Origin of the sequence: Paenibacillus taichungensis (assembly GCF_013359905.1) — a bacterium.
Taxonomy (GTDB): domain Bacteria; phylum Bacillota; class Bacilli; order Paenibacillales; family Paenibacillaceae; genus Paenibacillus; species Paenibacillus taichungensis.
This window is the reverse complement of sequence record NZ_JABMCC010000118.1, coordinates 280,658-304,544: the sequence shown is the minus strand read 5'-3', so window position 1 is coordinate 304,544 and position 23,887 is coordinate 280,658. Positions and strand designations below refer to the sequence as shown.

Genomic DNA, 23,887 nt, shown 5'->3' with positions numbered 1-23,887 from the left:
GCATTACCGCATGTATCCTGAGCCAAATACGTAACAGGATCATCTAACGAAGCACATTATAATCAATGAAGGAGAATTTCATCCATGGACGTTATCGTTAAACCGACCCCATCCCTGAAAGGGGAAATTGGAGCTTTGTCTTCCAAAAACTACACCACACGCTACTTGCTAGCTGCTGCTCTGGCAGAAGGCACGAGTACGATCCATTACCCGGCTCACAGTGAAGATAGTGACGCTATGCGCAGATGTATTCGCGATCTTGGAGCAGTGCTTGAAGAAGATGACAGCAAAATTGTTATCCAGGGCTTTGGCAGCCATCCACATGATGTGCGTGAATTAAATGTAGGAAATGCAGGTGCAGTGCTGCGTTTCCTAATGGGGGTAACGGCACTTTGTCCTGAGGTGACGTTTGTAAACACGTACCCGGATTCTCTTGGCAAACGCCCACATGATGACCTGATCGATGCGCTTGGTCAGCTCGGTGTTGAGGTACAGCACGAACAAGGACGCTTGCCAATCACGATTAAAGGTGGTCAGGCTAAGGGTGGACATATCCGTGTATCCGGTTCTGTCAGCTCCCAGTATTTGAGCGCGTTGCTGTTTGTAACTCCGCTTCTGGCCGAAGACAGCACAATTGAAGTATTGAATGACTTGAAATCCAAAGTGGTTATTGGTCAGACGCTGGAAGTACTGGAGCAAGCGGGTATCGTCATTCATGCGAGTGATGATTACATGTCCTTCCGCGTACCTGGCGGCCAAGCCTATAAACCGCAAACATATACGGTTCAAGGAGACTATCCGGGTTCAGCAGCTGTCCTCGCGGCTGCGGCGGTCACTCAATCCGATGTTAAAATTTTGCGATTGATGGAACAGAGCAAACAAGGTGAGCGTGCTATTGTTGACGTTCTGCGCATGATGGAAGTGCCGTTGACGCATGAGAACGATGTGGTTCACGTGCAAGGTAACGGTACTTTGAAAGCCGTGGAATTCGATGGAGATGCCGCGACAGACGCGGTTTTGGCCATGGTAGCGGCAGCAGTGTTTGCGGATGGCACCTCACGGTTCTATAATGTAGAGAACTTACGTTACAAGGAATGTGACCGAATTACGGATTATTTAAACGAACTGCGGAAGGCAGGAGCCAACGTAGAAGAACGTCAGGCCGAGATTATCGTACATGGTCGTCCGGAAGGCGTTGAAGGCGGCGTTGAGATTAACGCTCACTACGATCATCGCGTAATTATGGCACTGACCGTTGTCGGTCTGCGTTCCAAAGAACCGCTTCGTATTCGGGATGCACACCATGTAGCCAAGTCTTATCCGCAATATTTCGATCATTTGCAGGCGCTTGGCGCCTCGGTTCAATGGGTAAAAGAGTAAAATAACACGTTAAGCAGAAAAGGATGGTGCTTGAACATGGAATTTAACAATCCTACTCGTGAAGAAATTGGACAACTTTTGCGCAAGGCAGGCAACATCGCAGTCGTCGGCTTATCGGACAAATCAGATCGCACTTCCTATATGGTAGCGGAAGCCATGCAAAGCAGAGGTTATCGCATCATCCCGGTAAATCCGCAGGTACAAGGTGAGATTCTCGGGGAGACGGTATATGCGACTCTTGCAGATATCCCTGAGCCGGTAGATATCGTGAATGTATTCCGCCGTGATGAATATTGTGCCGATGTGGCTCGTGAAGCTGCGGCGATCAAAGCGAATGTATTGTGGCTTCAGCTTGGTATCCATAGTGATGAAGCCGTACAGATTGCTGCTGAGAACGGCATGACAGCGGTAACGAATCGTTGTATCAAGGTAGAGGATTCCATCGTTCTGCGCGGTGCTGGACGCGGTTAAATCTCAATCACTAAAAATCCCGTTAACCTCGAGTTGACGGGATTTTTCTGTTACATACTTGGAATATAGAATAAATTACCAACAGGTTACTGTTTTGCTTTGACAAAACGTTGCGTAAAGCTTACCATCTAGGATAGAAAGGAGAGGTCGCCATGAATTGGCTCGGATCCTTGCAGCAGCTCGGACGAGCGGTAATGCTGCCTACAATGGTCCTGCCCGCCGCCGCAATTTTGCTGAGTGTTGGCAGTTTGCCCTGGGACGCCTGGGGATTGAAAGTTGTTGGTGAAGTGTCTACCGTGGCCGGACACGGTATTTTTTATTTTTTGCCGTATTTGTTCGCTGTCGGTGTAGCGCTGGGACTCTCCAACCAGGCCGGACAAGCGGGACTCGCTGCTCTGGCTGGTATTGTGATATATGATCAGGTGACTCGCAATTTCGGGGATGGCACCGTTCAACCTGCTTCCTTAATCGGAATTATTCTCGGTGCACTTGCCGGGGTGACGCATAATCGCTTCAAAAGTATTAAATTGCCCGAAATTTTACAATTTTTCGGTGGTTCAAGGTTTGTTTTGCTCATCGTAGGGCTGTGCTCGGCACTGTTCTCTTTCTTTATGTTATGGATCGCACCCATTCTACAACATGCATTGAACGCCATCGCTACCTGGGAATACAGTCTCGGCGGTTTTGGGCTGTTTATATATGGGGTCTTGTACAGGGTGCTGGTGGCATTCGGCCTGCATCATCTGCTTAACAATGTGTTCTGGTTCCAACTGGGGACGTATGAAACAGCAGACGGCAATATTGTGCAAGGGGATTTGCCGCGATTTTTTGCGGGTGATCCGACAGCAGGGTATTTTATGGCCGGGTTATTCCCGATCATGATGTTTGCGATTCCAGCGATTGCCTTTGCGATTATTCAGGAGGCAAGGGAAGACCTGAAGCCGAAAATCAAAAAAACATTTCTCACTTCCGCACTTGTTTGTTTTCTGACAGGGGTATCGGAGCAGATTGAGTTTGCCTTTTTGTTTGCGGCACCTTATCTGTTCATCGTGCATGCAGTCATGTCAGGACTTGCGATGTGGATCAGTTATTGGCTTGATATACGTCATGGATTCTCCTACTCGGCTGGCATTATTGACTACATACTCAATTTCCATCTATCGGAAAATGCTTGGAAGCTCATACCGATTGGCATACTATATGGGTTGGTCTATTATTTCCTGTTTAGGTGGGCGATTCGTACGTTCAAGATTCCAACTCCAGGACGCGAAGAGGGGTCCATGCTGGAAGATTGGGTAGGTAACATTCCTTATCAAGCTCCTCTCATTTTGGAAGCATTGGGCGGGAAAGAAAACATTGTACAGGTAGAGGCCTGTATTACACGACTTCGACTCACCGTGCATAATGATCGGTTAATCGATACAGGTGCAATGAAGAGTATGGGGTCGGCAGGGCTCATTAAGCTGGGTGGCGGTAACGTACAAGTGGTATTCGGCACCTATTCGGAATTAATCCGGGAAGAGATTGCGAAGCTGCTCGAACGGGATCTGCAACAAGTTCTGTTCTGTGCTCCTGTGCAGGGCAAAATGCTGCCAATTGAAGAGGTGCCGGATCAGATATTTGCAGCCAAGCTTGTGGGTGATGGAGTAGCCTTTGTTCCGGAAAAAGGAGAGCTGGTCTCACCCGTATATGGAACGATTATGCACATGTATCCGACGATGCACGCACTGGGCATATCAACCCGGGAGGGACTTGAGGTTCTGTTGCATATCGGTATTGACACATCCCAACTGAAAGGCCACTTTGAAGCCTTTGTTCAGGAAGGGGATACGGTGGAGCCGGGTCAGTTGTTAATCAAGTTTGACCTGGCTGTATTGCGAGCGGAGGCGGCATCGCTGACGACACCGATGGTTATCACGAATCCCGATCGTGTCAAATCATGGAGCTTTGCTCCATTTAAGCAAGTTAAGAAAGGTCAGGCATCCGTTATGTCCGTGGTGCTCTATGACAGGAACGTTGGAGGGGTAGAATGAAGATACAAGGCATCAACGGCGCTGCAGGCATAGCCATCGGCAAAGCATTTGTCCTGCCCAGTTGGGAATGGGATCTGCCGGATCAGAAGATGGATTCGGTGGATCTCGCCCAAGAGTTCGAACGGCTGTACGAGGGCATACGGACATCCAAGGATGAGATTGAATATATCAAGAACGAGTTCAAGGAAGTGGTCGGTCCTGAAGAGTCCAGCATCTTTGATGCGCATCTGGCCATTCTGGAAGATCCGGTATTCATGAACGAAATTCGAGGCATTATTGAACGGCAGTACAAAGCGGCAGAAGTAGCCGTCAAAGAGGCTATTGATCATTTTGTCACCATGTTTGATCTGCTCGAAGACGAGTATATGAAGGAGCGGGCCATTGACATCAAGGACGTGGGGAACCGTCTATTAAAGCATCTGCTGGGTGCACCGGAAATTACGCTTCCATCGGATACCCAGCCTTATATACTCGTGGCCAAAGAGCTGTCTCCCTCTCAATTGGCGCATTTGAATCCAAGCCACGTGCTGGGCATTGTGACACTTATCGGAGGCAAAACATCACATTCGGCAATTATGGCTCGTGCTCTTGGCATTCCTCTCGTTTCCGGTTTGGAAGCGAGTCTTGGCATGCCGGTGGAGACCGGAGATATGCTGGTTGTCGACGGAGATAATGGCCTCGTATTTACGGAGCCGGATCGGAAGACAATTGAACGGTACACGATGATTCGTAGCAAACAATTGAAGAAAAAAGAACAGCTGCAGGTACTTGCAACAGTGGATGCCGTAACCAAAGATGGTTCCGTGCTGCATCTGGCTTCTAACATCAGTTCCGTCAAGGAATTGGATATGGCGCTGAAACATGGGGCAAAAGGTGTGGGGTTGTTCCGGACAGAGTTCCTATACATGGACCGTGCTACGTTCCCGGGTGAGCAGGAACAGTATGAGGTCTATCGTCTTGTTGCTGAGAAAACTGCTGGTCAGTCTGTCGTTATTCGTACGCTCGATATCGGTGGTGACAAGCAGCTGGACTATTTTGAACTGCCAGAAGAAGATAATCCATTTTTGGGATATCGTGCGATTCGGATCAGTCTGGACCGTAAAGATCTGTTCAAAACACAGCTCACAGCCATTCTTCGGGCCAGTGCTGCGTGCAATGTCAAAATTATGTATCCGATGATCTCTTCGGTAGAAGAACTTCAGGAGGCCAATGAAATCCTGCGTGAAGCGATGTCTGATCTGGACGAGCGCAAATTGCCGTATGATCCGCATATTCAGGTGGGCATCATGATTGAGGTTCCGGCAGCGGTGATGATCGCCGATTTGCTTGCCGAAGAAGCTGATTTCTTCAGCATAGGTACCAATGATCTAGTACAATATGTACTGGCTGTCGATCGAATGAATGAGCAGATCGCACATATGTACCATCCGTATCACCCGGCTGTACTTCGCATGCTTCGCGCAACAGTCGATGCGGCACATACGGCAGGCATTGATGTCAGTGTTTGCGGAGAGATGGCAGGAGATGAGCGTTCGATTCCCCTATGGCTGGAGCTGGGGATTAGCAATCTGAGTATGTCTCCACAATCCTTGCTGCGTGTGAAGCACAGGGTATTGAATACGACGGCTGCGGCTGCCAAAGAGGCAGCCCATGATTGCTTCACTCTGCGGACAAGTGCAGACATCGAAGAGCGCCTACAGGTCTTCAATGATTCGATGGGCAGTCCAGATGAACAGAGTGGATCGAATGCATCTTGAATGGGATATTTTCAAATAAATACCTTTAAGTGAAAATATTAACTTTTGTACAATTTTGGAAAATAGTCTTATTTTAACGATAAAACCCCCACGCCATTGGCGCGGGGGTTTGTTTTATTTTTCAGCAAGTGCATCGCAGAATGCTTTGCCATATGGCGGAAGGTCAGGTGGACGACGAGCTGAAATGATGTGTCCATCCACAACAACGGCTTCATCTTTCCAGATGGCTCCCGCATTTTCCATGTCATCCCGGATACCCGGTGTAGATGTGACTGTAACCCCGTCCAGTATTTTGGCGGATATCAGTACCCAGCCTGCGTGACAGATCTGTCCAATCGGCTTACGATCCGCATGCATTTCCTTGACGAGCTCAAGTACTTTGGGGTAGCGACGAAGCTTGTCTGGTGCCCAGCCCCCGGGTACAAGAATACCATCATAGTTTGAACTATCCAATTCATCAAAACTGTATTCCGCTTCGGCGGGAACACCATATTTACCAATGTAGGTTTTGCCTTTTTTCTCTCCGGCGAGATGCACCTCAGCACCTTCTTCACGGACACGATGCACCGGATACCACAGTTCTAGATCTTCGAATTCTTCATCGACCAGGGCGATGACTTTTTTGCCTGTTAATCTCATCATCATCTCTCCTTTTGCGGTAATTAGCACATAGCGTCTTTATTGTAACAGATTCTCATGGTGACTTCATCGTCATGCAATCTCGCCAGAAGGGAAGCGATTACAACTCAATGAATGCCTACATTCGACAACCTTCTTCTGGAGACGGTGGTAATTTGTGCAACCTATGGTTTATAGCAGGATTTGAGCGGAAATAGGTCGAATGGTATCTATATAAGAGTATAGAACGAATGAGGTGATGACTGTGCGTAAGACGTGCAGATGCGGACATGTAATGGAATTGGAATTAAGAACGGTGGTATATGCCAAAAAGGTGGAGATTCGTAACGTACCTGTATTTGCTTGTACAGACTGTGTTTCCTATGAGGTACTTCAGCCGGTCAAGCCGGATTTGAAAGAGTGCATCAGTACACTCGGCGAACAGCCAGCGAAACAGGATGTATCGTTTGGAGCGCGTAATGAACTTGCGGACCTCTTCCATGAACAATTGTTGGCCTGGCCGGACGCTTCGGATCGTGAGATGGAGCATCGGATGCAACGTGCTGTGGAGGAGAGAATTAACCTTCTGCTGGATATTATGGGCTATGCTCAGAAATCTAATGATCAAGAATGGATCGAGACAACACAGCGTAGATTAGGTCAATTATCCGGCTTTGTATGGCAGGCGCACTTCTCGAATGCTGTCTAATTTTGACGTGCAAAATGCTTGTTTTCATGAAAATTGGCTTTTTCGCCCGCTTTTTGTTAAGATATCGTAGAGTGAAAACGCTCAACATAGCGGTAATCCTGGTAAAGGGGGATGTATATCAAATGGCTGACATGACTAAAATGACAAGTATTGAACAGCTAAACTCCGCAGTGGAGGCTACCGAGGATCAACCCTTGCTTCTGTTTAAGCACAGTACACGCTGCCCGATCAGCGCGAATGCTTATCAGGAGATGAACGATTATTTGCAAAATAGTCCAAGTGAACAAGTGAAATACGGTATCATTTATGTAGTGGAAGATCGCCCTGTGTCCAATGAAGCAGCGGACAAGCTGGGTGTTAAGCACGAATCTCCGCAGGCGATTCTAGTCAAAAAGGGAATTCCTGTATGGCATACTTCCCACTCGAATATTACTTCAACCACAATCACGAATGCACTGCGTGAGTCCTAAAGCCTATTTTAATTGATTAATGCATAAATTTGTCGTAATATAAATCTTAATGAAAATGGTATGAAAATTTACTGGTAATGGAGAGAAGTACTGTGACGGTAACCATTTATGATGTGGCACGTGAGGCCGGTGTCTCTATGGCAACGGTATCACGGGTTGTTAATAATAACCCTAATGTTAAGCCACAGACACGCAAAAAAGTATATGAAGCCATCGATCGGTTGGGATATCGTCCGAATGCGGTAGCCAGAGGCTTGGCGAGCAAGAAGACAACCACGGTCGGGGTCGTTATTCCGGACATTTCGAACTCAACCTTTGCAGAGATTGCCCGCGGAATTGAAGATATTGCGAATATGTATCACTACAACATTATTTTGTGTAACGCGGATAAGAAGAAAGAAAAAGAAATTCGTGTAATTAACACGTTGCTCGAGAAACAAGTGGACGGTCTGCTCTTCATGGGTGGAACTGTGACGGACGAGCATATTCAGGCGTTCCAATCAGCGGCTGTGCCGATTGTTCTCTGTGCAACAAGTGACGAGAAGGGCACGTACCCTTCTGTAGATATCGATCATGAAGCAGCGGCATTTGACGCTGTAAATACGTTGATCCGTCATGGACACAAGGAAATCGCAATGATCAGTGGTACACTGCAAGATCCTGCCAACGGTTATGCTCGTTTCCAAGGGTACAAGAAAGCGCTTGAAGCAGCAGGTATGGAATATCAGGAGGATCTCGTACGCATTGGTAACTATCGTTATGAGTCTGGTGTGGAAGCGATGAAGTATTTCCTCGGTTTGAAGAAAAAACCATCGGCAATCTTTGCTGCAACAGATGAGATGGCAATTGGTGCTATTCACAGCATTCAGGATGAAGGTCTGAAGGTACCGGATGACTTCTCCATCATCAGTGTGGATAACATTCGTATGGCTTCCATGGTCCGCCCTCAGTTGACTACTGTAGCTCAACCGATGTATGACCTGGGCGCTGTAGCAATGCGTTTGCTGACCAAGCTTATGAAGAAAGAAAATGTGGAAAACCCACGGGTTATTTTGCCGCATGAAACGATTCTTCGTCTGTCTGTAAGCCATGCAGACGTAGTTTAAATACAGGCTTGGATGATTCATCGTCATTTCCGATTGAAATGGAAATGGTTTAAGAAAGGGAGAAGGCATTCTCTCTACATAGTGGAATGACGGAAGCTCCGGAAACGGAGCTTTTGTGCTGAATGGGTTTTGGACGTAGACTAAAAACATACTTGGAGGGAAACGAGTCCAGGTTTGCATGCAGAATGCTATATAGGAGGTCATAACATGCGTGAAACGATCGGTATCATTGGTGCAATGGATGAGGAAGTAGAACTTCTCTTAGCTGGTATGAAGCAACTAGAGACTGTAAAACAAACCGGTATTACCTATGTCGCAGGTGAATGGCTGGGTAAACAGATTGTGGTCTGCAAATCAGGCGTGGGTAAAGTAAATGCAGCTGTGACGACACAGATTTTAATTGATCGTTTTCAGGTTAACCGTATTATTTTCACGGGTGTTGCGGGTGCAGTTAATCCGGAGTTGAACATTGGAGATATGGTCATCTCGTCCGAATGTGTACAGCATGATATGGATGTGACTCCACTTGGATTTGAGCGCGGGGTTATTCCTTACCAGGAGACGTCCGCCTTTCCGGCGGAAGCATCCCTTATTGCGTTAGCTGAAGAAGCCTGCAAAGCGCAAGGAGCGAACTATCTGATCGGCAAAGTGCTGTCAGGAGATCAATTCATTGCAAACAAGGATACGGTGAAAATGCTGTATACCGAAATGAATGGGGCATGTGCGGAGATGGAGGGAGCTGCCGTAGCGCAAGTAAGCTTCATGAACCGTGTTCCGTTCGTTATACTTCGCGCAATGTCTGACAAAGCAGATGGATCAGCACATGTGAACTTTGCCGAGTTTACTGTGGAGTCTTCCCAGCGCTCTCACCGTATTGTGGAACATATGCTGGAACATATGTAACCCCATAAGGTATACGCGTGTTGAGCATGGTATAGGCTCAAAAACAACAAAAACCGCTTCCTCCTTTCAGATCATCCATGATGAACCTGTTCGCGAAGAGGCGGTTTTTCTATGTATACGCATTCGGAAATCATCCATGTGAGTTCGTGATTAGTACATAAACCGATGGCGGAATCGAACGCGGTCGAACTGTTCTTCCGATTCCAAGGGTACTTGGCTGCCAATGCGGACCATGAGGCAGTTCGCTGGATGTGAACAAATCTCGGGATCATCGGTGGCGTACCAAGTCATGTCTACGGTTTGCATCAATTTTTCCATCATCTTGCGGTAATCCCATACGGAAAGGGCACTGCCCTTCAAATCCCAATGCCAGTAATATTCCGTTGTGAATATGATATATTTCTCCATCTGTCCATTTTCAAACGCGGTGAGCAGCATTTCGCGCCCGATCCCGAGAGAGCGATAGGAATCCGCAACCTCAATGGCGCCCAGCTCAATTAGATCGGTCATATTGCCTTCCGACCAACGTTCGCATTCATCTGCATAATGGAAAGTCACATAACCGACAATGGTTTCATTCTCCCGTGCAATGATGATTCGACCTTCAGGCAAAGCGGCAATTTCGGCCAATGCCTCCTGTTGTTCCGAAGGGCGCCGGAAGGCATCCAGATCGGAATGAAATTCAAGCTGCGTAATCGTCTCGGCCTGAACTGGTCCCTCAATGATGATTCGGTGGCCGGACTTGAAGATGGAACGCATATGATGCTCCTTAATATGCTCCATAGTTCATGCTCCTCTCTCCCCCTACTTATAGCAAAAAACCAAAAATTTGAAAAGCCATAGACGATGATTGAAAAGATTTGCTATAATTGCGTAGACAAAAAATGTTCACAATTCAACTGCAGTTTGGGTTCATCGGTTTGGCCTGGGCAAGTACATGATGAGAAGTTCTCTCTACTAATGTAAGCGCTAACTGGAAGTTCAGTCAACACAAAGGCAATCAGAAGTGACCCATATTGGGAATCGAAATGTCGAGTTGAAGGAGGCTGGCAAGCATGAGTCAAGCACATGGTGAGATGCTGCAAACGGTTGTGTCTGAATCTAATCTGGGCGATTACACGGAGGCCCGAAGCCGGTTTGATTGGGAATCGGTTGAAAAGCACTTTACGTGGCACGCCAGCGGGAAAGTCAACATGGCGCATGAAGCGATAGATCGTCATGTGCTGGAAGGAAGAGGCGGGAGAACGGCGCTATTATACAGTGATGCTTCGCGTGAAGAGGCATACACGTTTGCTGACTTGAGTGAGCAGTCGAGTCGCTTCGGTAACGTCCTGCGTAAATATGGCATTGCTAAAAGTGATCGGGTATTTATTTTTATGCCACGCAGTCCTGAGCTCTATTTTAGTCTGTTGGGCATATTGAAGGTTGGGGCTGTTGCAGGTCCGCTATTTGAAGCCTTTATGGAAACTGCGGTGAAAGACCGACTGGAGGATAGCGGAGCTGTAGCCCTGGTGACGACCCCTCAATTGCTGGGACGAATCAAACGTTCCGAGTTGCCGGAACTGAAGCATATCTTTGTTGTGGGTGGTGGTCCACAGACGGAAGAAGGACTCATCGACTTTGATGCAGAGATGTCGGCAGCTTCGGATGATATGGAAGTGGAGTGGCTGACTCGCGAAGACGGTCTGCTGATTCACTATACATCCGGCTCTACAGGTAAACCGAAAGGTGTATATCATGTGCAGAATGCGATGATTCAGCATTATTACACCGGCAAAGTTGTTCTGGATTTGCGCGAGGATGACGTATACTGGTGCACAGCTGATCCGGGTTGGGTCACAGGTACATCCTACGGGATCTTTGCACCCTGGTTGAATGGGGTGACCAACGTTATTCGCGGGGGACGATTTAGTCCAGGAGACTGGTACAGCACCATTGAGAAAAATAAAGTTAGCGTATGGTACAGTGCGCCGACGGCTTTCCGTATGTTGATGGGAGCGGGCGAAGAGACCATTGCCCAGCATGATCTGAGCAGTCTCCGTCACGTCATGTCTGTTGGCGAACCGCTTAATCCCGAGGTGGTCCGTTGGGGCTGGAAAGCCTATGGACAGCGAATTCACGATACATGGTGGATGACGGAGACGGGTGCCCAGCTTATCTGTAACTACCCGGGCATGCCAATCAAACCAGGTTCCATGGGTCGTCCATTACCGGGAATTGAAGCCGCCATTATTGACGATCGAGGACAGGAACTGCCGCCATACAGTATGGGTAACCTGGCTATTCGTACTTCCTGGCCGTCCATGATGGCGAAGATCTGGAATAATCCGGCCAAATACGAAGAGTACTTCCGACTTTCTGGCTGGTATGTATCCGGTGATTCCGCTTATATGGACGAAGATGGCTACTTTTGGTTCCAGGGCCGGATTGATGATGTCATTAACTCTTCAGGCGAACGCATTGGCCCCTTTGAAGTGGAGAGCAAGCTCGTAGAGCACCCTGCGGTAGCAGAGGCGGGCGTTATCGGCAAACCGGATGTAACTCGCGGAGAGATCATTAAGGCCTTTGTGGCACTGCGTGAGGGGTATGAGCCGACACCGGAGCTGAAGGAAGAGATCTATCGATTTGTAAAAGAAGGCTTGTCTGCTCATGCCGCTCCGCGTGAGATTGAGTTCAAGGATAAACTGCCCAAGACCCGCTCCGGCAAGATTATGCGCCGTGTGTTGAAAGCTTGGGAGTTGGATCTGCCGACAGGCGATCTATCGACCATTGAAGACTAAAGTATAAACCAGCAGATGCTACGTGTCTGCTTGCCCCATGATTCCAATAAAAAGCCTGATCCGTGTCTCACTTACGGATCAGGCTTTTTTACTTTGGATTATGCACGAATAACAAAACCCCATCCTCATGATGCGAGAATGGGGTTAAGAGTGGAGCTATGGTAACTCTGTATTACGGTTGGAAATGCACGGCTCCGGACGGCTCGGATTCGCCTATGCTGTTGCTGGCGGATACCTTGAACCATCCACTGGTGGATGCAGGCACTCCGTAGTCCATGGAGGTACCTGAAGTTGTGCCAATTTTGGTGTAAGGGGCTGCCCCTGTTTCACTAAAATATACAGCATAACTTTGAACGCCATCCGATTCCGGATTGGAGGCCCACTGAATGCGCAGTCCTTGGGAAAGCGCCGACACGGTCACTTGGCCCGGCGTAGCCGGAGCCGTAGATTCTGGATTCTCATTCTGAGAGTCTTCCGGTGTAACGACTGTTCCCGGAACATTAATCGGTTCATTTATTTCTTCATCTGCAGGAGGCTCTACCATTCCCGCACTGCTAACTGCTGCGCTAGGAGCGGACTCACGCCCCGCTACATCTACTGCTGTGACGTAGAACGCAAAGTTTCCACCTTGTGCATATGCGGTAAATGATCTGGACTCACCTGTCAGGACAACCTGCCCCTGATTCTGGAATCCGGCGCCATTTACTGAGCGATACAGGCGATAACCAACCACATCACTTTCCGGTGTTGCATTAAACGTAATCACGGCGTTTCCATTGGCAACGGAAATTCTCACATTGCCTGGTGCATCCGGTGCTTTGCCGTTATCGGTTCTTGGATCGATCTGTGTCGGCATGTCTGCATCGGCATCTTCCGGCAGGTAATATGCAAGTGATTCGTGACGACTCATGCGTGAGAATGCACTTTGCAGTTCCTTGATGAGATCAGAGATCGGTTTCTTGCGCTTAACGACCGTTTTCTCTTTTGTCATATCTCCAGGTGTTTCATCACGCGGAATGTAGTTGACACCATTGTAAGTGATATATTTGGCTTTTGCGACGCCATCATCGCTATCCTTCGGCACAAACTTGCTATTGAAAATATCAGTGACAAATCTGTCAGTCAGAGATGTTGGCAATTTGCCGCTATAAGCGGATACGGTTCGTGTCTCGATCCCAGATGGTTTCTTGAACGAATCGGTTACGAACATCTCTTTGTCAGTAGCGATGACTTGATTCATGATTTGCGTCCACAGCTGCTGTGCACGTTTCTTCTGTGATCTTGTCTCCAGCGTGTTTACCGGCTGTTTGTATCCAACCCATACACCCAACGTGACATCCGGCGTATAGCCTTCAAACCAAACATCGGCGTAGTTTTGAGTTGAACCCGTTTTGCCTACGATAGGCACACTCTTGGAGTACTTGTAATTTTCACGAACTTTATCAGCTGTACCTTCTGTAATAACGGTGCGAAGCATATCTGTCATCAGGTATGCCGTCTGTTCTGAGAAAGCTTGAACAGGTTCTGCATCGTGTTTATATACGATATTTCCTTTTGAGTCTACAATTTTGCTAATCATATAGGAATCATTGTACACACCATTGTTGGCAATGGCTCCATAGGCATTGGTGAGCTCTTCAACGGTAACACCGTACTGAAGTCCTCCAAGTACACCAGTCTGGGCTTGGTAGTCAATCGGTTGGATGGTGGTAATCCCAAGCTTCTTGGCGAAGGCCCATGATTTGTCGATACCAACATCTTCGTTGAACAGCTTCAGCGCAGGAACATTCAGCGAGTAGTTGAGTGCTCTACGGGCAGTCACAAGTCCTTGGTAGCGATTGTTGGCATTTTTCGGAATATGGAATCCGGTCTGGCCGTCCTTCAGAATTATCGGTGAATCATCAATAATGGAAGCTGGTTGAACAAGCCCTTCATCCAGTGCAGGCAGATAAGCAGCAATAGGTTTCATAGTTGAACCTGGCTGACGCACCATCTGGGTTGCATAGTTCATCTGTTCATCCTGGAAATCACGGCCTTCAATCATGCCGAGAATCGCACCTGTTTTGTGATTGATCAACATGGCAGCAGTCTGTTCTTTTCCCTTCACGGGATCGTCAGCAGCGAAATTACTGTCATCTTCGGCAATAGTACGCATCGTTTTGTAGATACTCTTGTTGATCGTCGTGTAGATACGATATCCACCTGTACGCAATTGCTGCTGAGCTTCTTCCAGCAGGACACTGCTTTCTTTTTGCGGTGTATCTGTATCCGCTTTGGCTGTATCCGCTTTGGCATCCGTGCCTTCAGCTTTATCCGAATTGAGTTGCATTAGAATCTGTGCAGCTTGACGCTCTGTTTCCATCATAAGGTATGGATAAGTATTGTAAGCTTTGATGGTTTTGGGTGCGAGTGAACTCTTGATGTCAAAAGCAAGAGCTTCGTCATACTCGGATTGATTAATTTTGCCCAGTTCCAGCATACGGCGCAAGACCAGATGCTGACGATTGATTGCACGCTCAAAATTGTCCTCAACAAAGTCGCCTTTTCCATTAAAGGCAGAATAAGAGGAGGGGAGCTGAGGCAATCCTGCCAGATAAGCAGCCTGAGCTGTGTTTAATGTGCTCAAATCATTAATATTGAACAGTCCTTTGGCAGCTGCCTTGACTCCATATACATTATATCCACTGGAGCCGTTACCAAAAGGAACCTTGTTCAGGTACGCTGTCATAATTTCGTCTTTGGTCAGGAAACGTTCGAGTCGGAGCGAAAGTAATATTTCTTTCACTTTCCGGTCCTCGGTTCGATCCAGATTGAGGAATACACGCCGGGCCAATTGCTGAGTCAGTGTGCTACCGCCAGTTTGAACAGATTCTTTTAGCACTTTCTGTTTCACGGCACGGAGCGTTCCGCTCATGTCTACACCTTTATGTTCGTAAAAATGATTGTCTTCAATCGAAATGACTGCATCAATAACGTTCTGCGGAATCTGGTCAAAGGTGACCGGACGCCTGTCTTCTTCTGTTCGTAATTGACCGATCGGGCTGCCGTCGGCAAAGTAAGCAAAGCCTGTGATGGAGTTTTCGCTGACTTTTTGTTCAATCAGCGCCCTTGAACGGACGGGTTCGTCTTTCACAATGGAACTGACGTATCCCATCAGAGCACCGCCTACAAATAGTACCCCCATGAATCCCAGGACAACCATCCATTTGACGAAACTACCCAGTCTGCGGGCGAAGCTGCGCTTGCGGGCAGGCTGTTCATCGGGCTTTTTCTTATTAACATCAACCATTCAGTGTCTTCCTCCTTTTAACAGCACTTATTATAGCATAAAAAGGCTGGTTTGCATGCCTGAGAAATACAAGCAATGGTCGAAAATTGCCATTCTTTCTTGGTTTATGATATATATCATGCGGAATTGAATTACATATCATGAGAAGTCATGGAGAATTTCAGTAAAACGTGGAAGTCTTGAGAATCGAGTTTGGATGAAAATAGACTATTTATAGGAAGGAGGCCATTCCATACATTTGATACAGGGGCATGAACTCCATTTTTTTGTTCTTTGTTTCTCTTAAAATAAAAAAAAACAGCTGCCGAGAAAATCTCGGACAGCTGTTTGGTGTGAAGCTTAATGAAATTCCAACGATTAACGGTTGTAGAACTCGACGATTTGTTTTTCGTCGATGTCTTGGGACAATTCCGAACGCTCAGGCAAACGAATAAATTTACCTTCCAGAGCAGTATCGTTGAATTCTACGTATGCCGGAAGATGCGAACGGTTTTCCAAAGCTTCCTTAACGGAAGAAAGACCGCGGCTTCTTTCACGCAGGCTGATAACGTCGCCAGTGCTTACTTGGTAAGAAGCGATGTCAACTTTTTTGCCGTTTACAGTTACGTGACCGTGGGATACCAACTGACGCGAACCAGCGCGGGAGTTAGCGAATCCAAGGCGATATACGAGGTTATCAAGGCGGCTCTCAAGCAAGAACATGAAGTTTTCACCCGCGATACCTTGCATTTTTTGCGCTTTAGCAAAGAGAGTGCGGAATTGCTTCTCGCCCAAACCGTACATGTGACGCAGTTTTTGTTTTTCTTGCAATTGCATACCGTAGTTGCTCATTTTTCTCCGTTGGTTAGCTCCGTGCTGACCTGGAGGGAAAGGACGTTTCAATTCTTTGCCTGTTCCGCTCAGGGAAATGCCGAGGCGACGGCTCAATTTAAATTTAGGACCAGTGTAACGTGCCATGTTTAAAGTAGCTCCTTTTTAGTTAAAGTTCATATAGGGCTCTGTTTGCGCTCCAATTTGTTGATGCGGGCTAAGCCACGCATAAGACGATCAGAAAAGTTCAGCCGCTGTCCTGAAAGCAACAAAAAGAATGAGGGTGACACAACCGGTAATGCCCAAATTTAAAGACCCATTAGTAGTCTTCATCAACAATTTATTTTACAGTTTACTAGAACCAAAGTCAAGCGTGTGATAAAAGCAAAAAAACGTCTAAATTTGTCGATAGGTCCTTAGGCCCAAAATAATGGGACAATTTTCTGAAATATGGATGCAAAAATGCTTTAAAGAGAGTAAAATAGATTGTATCTTAACTTTAAATGATCTTGTACATTAAGGTTATCGCATAGGATTTGCAGGTTTGCGATAACGTCTGCAGATTAATGCATCCGAGTGGATGCAAAAACGGTGCAAAGGAGCGCCTGACATGTTAGAACATCTAAGAAGTAAACCAGCCAGCTTGGATTCGCGAAGTTCGGGCGATTCCGCATCTTCTGCCGCTCCTCACGAAGCGCATGTATTCTGGATGCAAAAAATGGACATCACACCTTTTGATTTTTCATATTTGGGAACCCTGCTGCAGCAAGCATACACCGACTGGCACGCCCAACGGAGGCCGCACTCAGACAGATCATCGATAATATACAACGTATGGAATACAGAAGGGATCTGTATGGGGCAAGGCAATGAAGGGGCTCCATTGCTCGATGTACATTCGACTGTGATGCAATGCCTTGAAACGGGACAGGCCCAGTCGTTACGTGGAACCACTGAAAATGGAGAGTACCATCTAATGGCTGAACCTTTATTCTCCAGGACAAATAAGGATATGTTTGCTGTCTTCACTGCTGTAACCTACGAGCAACATCGAGATGAAACGTCTGAAGCCGTTGTTCGATCGGAGGCATTGCATTATCGTACCTGCTTTTACCGAAGATTTGAATACATATTTATGACGGATCTATTACATGCTCATGAACAAACGGCACGTGAAGAACACCGAAGGTCGATTCTCTTCCAAATCGTTCAACGGATGCATGACAAAATGGATGTGGACGCGATATTGGATGAAGTCTTCGACAGCATTGACTACTTATATCCAACAACTCGTATGACATTGTATATGTCTCAGGATCAGAGCAGCCTCAACCCACGTATCAAACCGTTGCTTGTACATGAACGGGGAGAAGACATCTGTGTACAATCGTTCATGGAGGGCAAGCTCATAGTTGTTCGATCGGATGAAGGTGAACATCGCATTCTGGAGGTTGGCCTTCCTCTAAAAGGTAAACAAGGGATCTATGGTGTATTTCATATTGAGATGAATGAGGAGTTAATGGAAGATTCCGATCTCCAACTCATTACGATGATGGCGGATACAGCAGGAACTGCCTTTGAAAATGCCAAACTGCACGAGCAATCGAATATGTTGATCCAGGAACTTCGTCTAATCAACGATCTGACACAACGTTTGAACAAAAGCCTACAGCTGATGGAGATCTATCAATTCTCCGAGCAGGAGTTAAAGGACATCTTTCAGGCTGAATCATGTTGTATTCTTCAACTGAATGACAGTACGGATCACTTTGAAGTGATGTCTTCCAATGTGAATGAGTTAGGTCGCAAATCGTTTCCAATGGATTATGGAATCGCAGGGTTACTGTATCAAACCGAAGAACCGCTCATTCTATCCAATTATGCGAAATACGATAGAGTGTCATCGGTCTTCATGGATCTTACTGGTTCTATGTCATTGATTGCTTCACCCCTTCGGGTGAATGGTGAAGTGAAGGGTGCCATTTTGCTGGGACATCCAAAAAAGCAGTATTTTTCGTATGACAATTACCGTCTGCTGCAGATGTTGTCCATTCATATTGGACTTGCTCTCTCCAATGCAACGCTTCACGCCGAGGTACGACGTTTGGCTAACCTGGATATGCTGACAGGACTGTATGTGAGGCATTATCTGGATAGTGTGATCCATGAACGTCAGGCTCATGAATTCTGTGGTTCACTCATTGTCGTGGATATTGACCAGTTTAAACAGGTGAATGATACGTTTGGGCACCAAACAGGTGATCAGGTATTAAAACAGGTGAGTGACATTGTGACGAGTTCCGTCCGGCCTGAGGATATCTGTGCCAGATGGGGTGGAGAAGAACTGGCTATTTATATGCCTCAGATTGGTGCTCGTCAGGCACTGGAATATGCAGAAATCATTCGTACCAGAGTCGCTGAGGAGACAAGGCCTTCCGTGACCGTATCCAGCGGTATTGCCGAATGGAACTGGATGGATGAGAAGGTTAGTGTGGAATCGTTATTTTACCGGGCTGATATGGCCTTGTATGATGCGAAGCATGGTGGTCGAAATCGGATCGTCATGGAAGAACAGGAAGTTACACGTTAAGAGAGGACAATTCCGATTGCGGAGTCGTCCTCTCTTTATTTTTTTGATGAGGCGATGCCAAAGGAAGGAAGTATAAGCAAATAAGGGAGGGGCAGGCTATGGAGAAAGTTTGATGGAAAGGTGGAATAGAACATGTTGAACCGTCGGTATATACGTGGGCTATTGTTGATTCTGAGCATTGTTGTGTTGTGTGCTCCTGGTTGTGGATTGTTAGAGCGAGATCGAACCCCCGAGGAATTATTTTCACTGGCTTTATCCGGAATTGCAGGCAAAGAAAAGCTGAGTTTTGACGGGGAAGCGGGATTACGACGCGAAAGCAGCGGGCTGTTCGAAAATCAGTTTAAATTTGAAGGCAAGCTGGAGAATCATGATCGTTTGACCTTGCAAACGAGGCTGCCTGGAGCTGTGACTGCGGCCGGAGCGGGAGTAAAAGGAGTAAATGCCGCTTCTGTTAACAATAACGGGCAACCGAGCGGATTCAGTGCATCATTTGAACGGAAACAAGGACAATGGATGGCTTTAACTGCCCAACATGAGCCCCTGCGTGGTTCGTTGTCCCGTTTTAATCCTATCGCTCAAATGGAAAGTATCGATCGTATGGAAAAAACGATAAAGTCCGAGTACGGTTCAGGCCGTCGAACAAAAATACTGCGAATTGAACTCGCGCCAAAAGACGCCAAAACTTGGGCACTCGCGCAGCTTAACGACGAGATGAATGCGATTCGGGCGGAGTATATGCACAAGGCTACTACGGTTAAGGAAGGTAGTCAGGAGAAACTGGAGAAGGATTTGAACAAAGTGTGGGAGCAAGGGGAAACATCAATGCAAGAGATGATGAAACAGGCCGAGGTACAGACGGTGTATCATCTAACCGTAGATCGGAAAACTAGCTTGCCCTTGCGACTTTCCTCGGAAAGCCAGGTGAGCTATAAGGACCTGAACAGCAAAAGGAATAAAGAAGCTCTTGTCACAGATGTAAACTTCAGGGCCTATGAATAGATAAGTTGTGGGGCTGCCTGCTGACGGGATCGTTGCAGCGTGCTACAATAGTATCGTAATTTACCGTTGTTCAATTCAGGGGATGGCGGATGACAGGAGGAGTTTACACGATGAAAGACCCAAGAATTCAGAAGCTCGCAGCCAATCTGGTGGGCTACTCTGTAGATGTACAGCCCGGCGAGAATGTGCTGGTTGAGATGATTGGCACAGAACGGGATCTGATTAATGCAATTATTGAAGAAGTAGGCAAAAAAGGCGGTAACGTCTTTGTACAGCTGACTGACAAAACAGTACAGCGTGCCATGCTCAAAAATGCGACAGAAGAAATGATGAAAACCTGGGCAGAGATCGATCTGAACCGGATGAAGCAAATGGATTGTTACATTGGCATCCGTGCAGGGGAGAATGTGAATGATCTGTCCGATGTACCGGAAGAGAAAATGAAAATGTACAATTCACTTTATTCCCATCCGGTACATAGCGAGCAACGGGTAAAACATACAAAATGGGTTGTGCTTCGTTACCCGAATGCAAGTATGGCACAGCTGGCGAATACAAGCACAGAAGCGTTTGAAGATTTCTACTTCGACGTATGTAATCTGGATTACGCTAAAATGGACAAAGCACAGGATTCATTGGCTAATCTGATGAAACGTACGGACAAAGTGCGTATCACTGGACCGGGAACAGACCTGAGTTTCTCCATTAAAGATATCGGTGCGGAGAAATGTTCTGGCCAAAAAAATATTCCGGATGGCGAAGTGTACAGTGCCCCTGTACGTAATTCCGTGAACGGAACGATTAGTTATAACGCGCCAACGTTGTATAACGGCATTACTTTTGAAAATATTAAATTCACGTTTAAAGACGGTAAAATTGTTGAAGCAACAAGCAATGATACAGACCGCATCAATGAAATTCTGAATTCAGATGAGGGCGCTCGTCATATCGGAGAATTCGCAATTGGATTTAATCCACATATCCTGCACCCAATGAAGGACATTCTGTTTGATGAAAAAATTGCAGGCAGCTTGCACTTTACGCCAGGCCAGGCATATGAAGAAACAGATAACGGAAACCGTTCCTCCATTCACTGGGATCTGGTGTTGATCCAGCGTCCAGACTACGGTGGTGGCGAAATTTATTTTGATGATGTATTGATCCGTAAAGACGGGATTTTCGTTATTCCTGAGCTGGAATGCCTCAATCCGGATCGTCTGAAGTAGGAACAGTATTTTGCTGTTGCTAGGAAAGCGGATTCACGGTATCATGTAGTGGTAATTAATAGATGATACCAAAAGTGAAAAGACGGAGGGATTCCTATGTCGAGTAATAACGCAGCGGTAGTGGAAATTGCTCAAACAGCGAGCAAGTTTACTTCTTCAATCGTGCTTCATTCAGAGAACAAGTATATCGATGTAAAAAGTATTCTCGGACTGTTTACAACGCTGATCAGCACGCACAGCTATGAACTGCATGTTCATGGCCCGGATGCAGCTGAAGCCAAAGCAGCTATGTCAGAAGTATTTGCCAAACATGGACTGAACGTAAGTATCGCATCCGAGTAATGGCACTAAGAAGCATCTCTGCCTATTATGGCAGAGGTGCTTTTTTTGCATGAGATAATTCAGGTGTAAGGCAAGACCTCCGTAAAATAGGGGGATTAGGCAGGAATAAAGCTCTTCAAGATCTATGGTTATTTTGGTCAGGTTCTTGTATTAGCTCCTGATTTCGTCTAATATTAGAGGTAGAACGTCTTTACGCGATTTTTGGGACATAGGGGGGAAAAATGCATGACTTCATCTGATCTGCAGGACCAGTTGCACTTGAAAGCGATCAGTCTTCTTCAAGAAGATGCAGATAAAATACAGAAGCTTATTGAAGTACAGATGGAGAATCTGGCTACCCGCTACTGCCCTCTCTATGAGGAAGTATTGGATACACAGATGTATGGGTTCTCCAAGGAAGTCGATTTTGCTGTTCGTGCAGGGCTTCTTCCAGAAGGTGCTGGTAAGCAGCTGGTAAGCGCGCTTGAGCGGAATCTGGCGATTCTATATGAAGCTTTGAACAAGAAGAATGAGCAATAGCCTGCAATAGCGTGGGTCAGAATAGAAGGCATGCAGGTGTTTGCATGCTTTTTTTGTGCGCCTGGATCGGAACAGCTCGTCTGATGTGGTTCAGGCAGAGGCAGAAAAGAAAAAAGCAGTCTGGAAATGCGATTTCCAGACTGCCTTTTACGCGCTAATTTTTTTGACTATCAATTAGGATGATCGGAGTACTGTTATACCAAGAAGAACGATACACCCAAAATAACATACACAACCATTAGGAGCAGACCTTCGTACCAGTTGGTTGAACCGTCCTGGGTGATGGACTTGGCGATAAATACGGCTACGCCTATGGCGACCAGCTCAATCGTTGTAAATACAATGTCCATCGTTCTGCCAGTGAAGAAACTGACAAAAACAAGTACAGGAGCAACGAAGAGTGCGATTTGCAAACTGCTGCCAACTGCGATCTCCACGGCGGCACCGATTTTGTTTTTCATGGCAAGCATGATGGCTGCACTATGCTCTGCAGCGTTACCGATAATGGCTACGAGGAACGCACCGACGAACAGTTCGCTGAGTCCGAATTGTTCAGTAAACACCTCAAGGGTACCAACGAGCCATTCACTGACGAAGGCAACCATGACGGTCGCAAGAACGAGATAGAGAATTGATTTTTTCTTGGACCACTCGGGTGCATGTTCATGCGGCAATTCTTCATCTTCATCCACTGTGACATCTGCGAGATAGTTCTTGTGTGTAACCATGGAGAATACCAACCACGCTATGTAGGCAAGGATCAGCAAACCTGCGACAATGAGACTGAGTGTGTTCGTATCCTTCTGTGTGATGGAATGGGTATTCAGGAAGACGGCTGGGATAAACAGGGCAATGATGGCTACAATCATCAGGGAGCCGTTTAAACCGGCAAGCGATACGTTATAATTCTGAATTTTGAACTTGAGTCCTCCGGCAAAGATACTTAGACCTAGCACCAGCAGCAGGTTACCGATAATGGAGCCTGTCAAACTGGCCTTAACCATGTCGAACAATCCTTCTTTGACGAGGAAAATGGCGATGATCAATTCGGCGGCATTGCCGAATGTAGCATTCAAAAAACCGCCTAACCGCTGTCCAGCATAATGGGCTACATTTTCGGTGGCTTTGCCTAAAAAACCGGCCACAAAAATAACCGAAATGGCTGAAATGACGAATTGCAGAATCGAATCCCATTTCAAGTAGTGGGCGACGGCGCTGAGTGCAAAGGTGGCAATCAGCAAAATGGATGAAATTCGGTTTCTCACAACAAACACCTCGGTAACGTATTATTTTGTTTTAAACGATATGACTAAACACTTATGAGATTATTTTCATATTTCAATATAACCAAATCGTGGTAGGTTGTAAACGCATCTTTTTGAGTTTAATTTGCTTTTTGGGGTGGAAAGGATTTAAAATACGAGTAACGAAGTGAAGGAGGATGTGGCATGGCAGAACAACTTCAACTAGAGGGCGGAAACATCCGGATTGCCGATGACGTAGTGGCGAAAATTGCCGGAATGGCTGCGATGGAGACACCCGGAATTGCCGCAATGTCTGGAGGATTGTCAGAGGGCTGGGCCAAGCGCCTGAGCGGTAAAAACGTACAGAAAGGCGTAGGCGTGGAAGTCGGCCAGCTGGAAGCAGCCATTGATCTGCGCATCATCGTCCTGTACGAGACACCGATTCATGAAGTTTCCCGCATGCTCCAGCAGAATGTAAGAGAAGCGGTAGAGACCATGACCGGGTTACGTGTTGTTGAAGTCAATGTAAAGGTAGAAGGCGTATCTTTCAGAGGCGACGATCTGTAAACTTGAGCAATCCGTGATGCAAGAACAGCGGTATGTTGACCTGGTTCTTCATCTAGATAGACAACAGCAAAAAG

Annotated in this window: 20 protein-coding genes; 15 read left to right on the top strand and 5 right to left on the bottom strand. The window is 46.8% G+C overall.

Annotated elements, in window-relative coordinates:
* Positions 1 to 84 precede the first annotated feature (84 nt).
* From aroA to ptsP, 4 genes are all read left to right on the top strand, one after another.
* On the top strand, positions 85 to 1,380 hold the full coding sequence (aroA, locus tag HP548_RS24550) for a 3-phosphoshikimate 1-carboxyvinyltransferase (protein WP_175383123.1): 1,296 nt from the start codon (positions 85 to 87) through the stop codon (positions 1,378 to 1,380).
* A gap of 36 nt (positions 1,381 to 1,416) precedes the next feature.
* Positions 1,417 to 1,851 carry a CoA-binding protein gene (locus HP548_RS24545; protein ID WP_053784277.1) on the top strand — a complete coding sequence of 145 codons (435 nt, stop codon included), beginning with the start codon at positions 1,417 to 1,419 and terminating at the stop codon, positions 1,849 to 1,851.
* Between the two features lie 152 nt (positions 1,852 to 2,003).
* Positions 2,004 to 3,884: a glucose PTS transporter subunit IIA gene (locus tag HP548_RS24540; RefSeq protein WP_063565571.1), complete on the top strand. Its 1,881-nt coding sequence runs from the start codon at positions 2,004 to 2,006 to the stop codon at positions 3,882 to 3,884.
* Complete coding sequence (gene ptsP / locus HP548_RS24535) at positions 3,881 to 5,641, top strand: phosphoenolpyruvate--protein phosphotransferase (protein WP_076288206.1); 1,761 nt, start codon at positions 3,881 to 3,883, stop codon at positions 5,639 to 5,641. The genes HP548_RS24540 and ptsP overlap by 4 nt, the downstream gene beginning before the upstream one ends.
* Before the next feature lie 114 nt (positions 5,642 to 5,755).
* Here the strand turns inward: ptsP and HP548_RS24530 are convergent, their stop codons facing one another.
* On the bottom strand, positions 5,756 to 6,283 hold the full coding sequence (locus HP548_RS24530) for a type 1 glutamine amidotransferase domain-containing protein (protein ID WP_076288207.1): 528 nt from the start codon (positions 6,281 to 6,283) through the stop codon (positions 5,756 to 5,758).
* A gap of 271 nt (positions 6,284 to 6,554) precedes the next feature.
* Between HP548_RS24530 and HP548_RS24525 the strand changes: the two genes are divergently transcribed.
* The 4 genes from HP548_RS24525 (at position 6,555) to HP548_RS24510 (ending at position 9,447) form a co-directional block, all read left to right on the top strand.
* Positions 6,555 to 6,968: a hypothetical protein gene (locus tag HP548_RS24525; RefSeq protein ID WP_083678798.1), complete on the top strand. Its 414-nt coding sequence runs from the start codon at positions 6,555 to 6,557 to the stop codon at positions 6,966 to 6,968.
* Between the two features lie 122 nt (positions 6,969 to 7,090).
* Positions 7,091 to 7,438, top strand: coding sequence for a bacillithiol system redox-active protein YtxJ (ytxJ, locus tag HP548_RS24520; protein WP_076288209.1), 348 nt, complete (start codon positions 7,091 to 7,093; stop codon positions 7,436 to 7,438).
* A gap of 92 nt (positions 7,439 to 7,530) precedes the next feature.
* Positions 7,531 to 8,544, top strand: a complete 1,014-nt coding sequence (ccpA, locus tag HP548_RS24515) for a catabolite control protein A (protein WP_024631149.1) — start codon at positions 7,531 to 7,533, stop codon at positions 8,542 to 8,544.
* Positions 8,545 to 8,751: 207 nt separating this feature from the next.
* Positions 8,752 to 9,447, top strand: coding sequence for a 5'-methylthioadenosine/adenosylhomocysteine nucleosidase (locus HP548_RS24510; protein WP_099858263.1), 696 nt, complete (start codon positions 8,752 to 8,754; stop codon positions 9,445 to 9,447).
* Between the two features lie 150 nt (positions 9,448 to 9,597).
* On the opposite strand, the gene HP548_RS24505 is transcribed toward HP548_RS24510, so the two are convergent.
* On the bottom strand, positions 9,598 to 10,230 hold the full coding sequence (locus tag HP548_RS24505) for a GNAT family N-acetyltransferase (RefSeq protein WP_076288211.1): 633 nt from the start codon (positions 10,228 to 10,230) through the stop codon (positions 9,598 to 9,600).
* Positions 10,231 to 10,502: 272 nt separating this feature from the next.
* Between HP548_RS24505 and acsA the strand changes: the two genes are divergently transcribed.
* Positions 10,503 to 12,227, top strand: a complete 1,725-nt coding sequence (gene acsA / locus HP548_RS24500; protein WP_175383122.1) for an acetate--CoA ligase — start codon at positions 10,503 to 10,505, stop codon at positions 12,225 to 12,227.
* A gap of 172 nt (positions 12,228 to 12,399) precedes the next feature.
* Here acsA and HP548_RS24495 read toward each other — a convergent pair whose 3' ends face one another.
* Together HP548_RS24495 and rpsD are read right to left on the bottom strand one after the other, a co-directional pair.
* The gene (locus HP548_RS24495) at positions 12,400 to 15,516 is read right to left on the bottom strand and encodes a transglycosylase domain-containing protein (RefSeq protein ID WP_175383121.1); all 3,117 of its coding nucleotides are present in this window, start codon (positions 15,514 to 15,516) and stop codon (positions 12,400 to 12,402) included.
* Between the two features lie 357 nt (positions 15,517 to 15,873).
* The gene (rpsD, locus tag HP548_RS24490; RefSeq protein WP_076288214.1) at positions 15,874 to 16,473 is read right to left on the bottom strand and encodes a 30S ribosomal protein S4; all 600 of its coding nucleotides are present in this window, start codon (positions 16,471 to 16,473) and stop codon (positions 15,874 to 15,876) included.
* Positions 16,474 to 16,936: 463 nt separating this feature from the next.
* Between rpsD and HP548_RS24485 the strand changes: the two genes are divergently transcribed.
* The 5 genes from HP548_RS24485 to HP548_RS24465 all read left to right on the top strand — a co-directional run bounded on the left by HP548_RS24485 (position 16,937) and on the right by HP548_RS24465 (position 22,002).
* Positions 16,937 to 18,916 (top strand): sensor domain-containing diguanylate cyclase, encoded by a 1,980-nt coding sequence (locus tag HP548_RS24485; protein WP_076288215.1) that lies wholly within the window; start codon positions 16,937 to 16,939, stop codon positions 18,914 to 18,916.
* 132 nt (positions 18,917 to 19,048) lie between these two features.
* Positions 19,049 to 19,915 carry a hypothetical protein gene (locus HP548_RS24480; protein WP_175383120.1) on the top strand — a complete coding sequence of 289 codons (867 nt, stop codon included), beginning with the start codon at positions 19,049 to 19,051 and terminating at the stop codon, positions 19,913 to 19,915.
* Positions 19,916 to 20,025: 110 nt separating this feature from the next.
* The gene (locus HP548_RS24475) at positions 20,026 to 21,141 is read left to right on the top strand and encodes an aminopeptidase (RefSeq protein ID WP_175383119.1); all 1,116 of its coding nucleotides are present in this window, start codon (positions 20,026 to 20,028) and stop codon (positions 21,139 to 21,141) included.
* A gap of 96 nt (positions 21,142 to 21,237) precedes the next feature.
* Positions 21,238 to 21,483 (top strand): HPr family phosphocarrier protein, encoded by a 246-nt coding sequence (locus HP548_RS24470; protein ID WP_024631140.1) that lies wholly within the window; start codon positions 21,238 to 21,240, stop codon positions 21,481 to 21,483.
* Between the two features lie 225 nt (positions 21,484 to 21,708).
* Positions 21,709 to 22,002 (top strand): YlaN family protein, encoded by a 294-nt coding sequence (locus tag HP548_RS24465; RefSeq protein WP_024631139.1) that lies wholly within the window; start codon positions 21,709 to 21,711, stop codon positions 22,000 to 22,002.
* A 194-nt stretch (positions 22,003 to 22,196) separates the two neighbouring features.
* Here HP548_RS24465 and cax read toward each other — a convergent pair whose 3' ends face one another.
* Entirely contained in the window at positions 22,197 to 23,267 is a 1,071-nt protein-coding gene (gene cax / locus HP548_RS24460; protein ID WP_099858258.1) for a calcium/proton exchanger, read from the bottom strand.
* Positions 23,268 to 23,450: 183 nt separating this feature from the next.
* Here cax and HP548_RS24455 point away from each other — a divergent pair, with 183 nt between their 5' ends.
* Positions 23,451 to 23,813 (top strand): Asp23/Gls24 family envelope stress response protein, encoded by a 363-nt coding sequence (locus HP548_RS24455; protein WP_024631137.1) that lies wholly within the window; start codon positions 23,451 to 23,453, stop codon positions 23,811 to 23,813.
* Positions 23,814 to 23,887: the final 74 nt, after the last annotated feature.